Below are 1,164 nucleotides of genomic sequence, written 5' to 3' on the forward strand. Positions count from 1 at the left end.
CGGACCCCACGACACGGGCGTGGAAGAACGGATCCGGCTGGCCGGGCTCGACCTGCGGGTCGGTGGCGAGGAGCGCCGAACCGACCGCGCAGCCGGCGGCGTCCCGGACGATCGACCCCTCGGCCGAGGCGGTGTCGAGCCGCGAGACCGCCCAGACCGAAACCGGATAGGCGAGGCCGCACAGGAGGGTGGCGAGGGCGACGACGACGAGGGCCGGCCGCAGCTGGCGCAGAGCAGTGGTGAGAGTGGACATGAGTCACGCGATCCCGGGGAGGTGTCGGACGAGCAGGTCGATGAGCCAGATCCCGAGGAACGGCGCGATCACGCCGCCGACCCCGTAGATCAGCAAGTTGCGCCGCAGCAGCGACGCGGCGGAGGCCGCCCGGTACCTCACGCCCCGGAGGGCGAGCGGGACCAGCAGCACGATGACTATCGCGTTGAAGATCACCGCGGACAAGATCGCCGACTCGGGGCTCGCGAGCCCCATGACGTTGAGCCTGTCCAGCTGCGGGAAGATCCCCACGAACAGCGCCGGCAGAATGGCGAAGTACTTGGCCAGGTCGTTGGCCAGCGAGAACGTGGTGAGCGCGCCGCGGGTGATGAGCAACTGTTTGCCGATGCCCACGATGTCGATGAGTTTGGTGGGGTCCGAATCCAGATCCACCATGTTGCCGGCCTCCTTGGCGGCCGTGGTGCCCGAGTTCATGGCCACGCCGACGTCGGCCTGGGCCAGGGCGGGGGCGTCGTTGGTGCCGTCACCGGTCATCGCGACCAGGCGCCCCCCGGTCTGCTCGGCGCGGATCCGCGCGATCTTGTCGTCCGGGGTGGCCTCGGCCAGGTAGTCGTCGACCCCCGCCTCGGCGGCGATGGCCGCGGCGGTGAGCGGGTTGTCCCCGGTGATCATGACGGTGCGGATCCCCATGGCCCGCAGTTCGGCGAAACGCTCGCGCATTCCGGGCTTGACCACGTCCGAGAGCTCGACGGTCCCGAGGACCCGGGGTGCGCTGGCCGGAATCAGCTCGCCGCCCTCGTCGTCGCCGGTCTTCGTCGCATCCCCGGCCCCGTTGGCGCGGACCGTCATCTCGGCCACCACCAGCGGCGTGGCCCCGCGCCGGGCGATGCGTTCGACGGACTCCCGCACCCCCTCGGGGGCCCGGCCGCCGT

General features: G+C 71.4%; 2 protein-coding genes. Both read right to left on the reverse strand.

The genetic code is table 11. The features are described from left to right. On the reverse strand, positions 1 to 253 hold a 253-nt coding region (locus G6026_RS09690; RefSeq protein WP_182613040.1), incomplete at its 3' end, for a potassium-transporting ATPase subunit C. A gap of 3 nt (positions 254 to 256) precedes the next feature. After that, positions 257 to 1,164, reverse strand: a 908-nt coding sequence (locus G6026_RS09695) for an HAD-IC family P-type ATPase (protein WP_182613041.1), incomplete at its 5' end; no start/stop codon positions are given.

Origin of the sequence: Dietzia sp. DQ11-38-2, assembly GCF_014145055.1 — a bacterium.
Lineage (GTDB): Bacteria > Actinomycetota > Actinomycetes > Mycobacteriales > Mycobacteriaceae > Dietzia.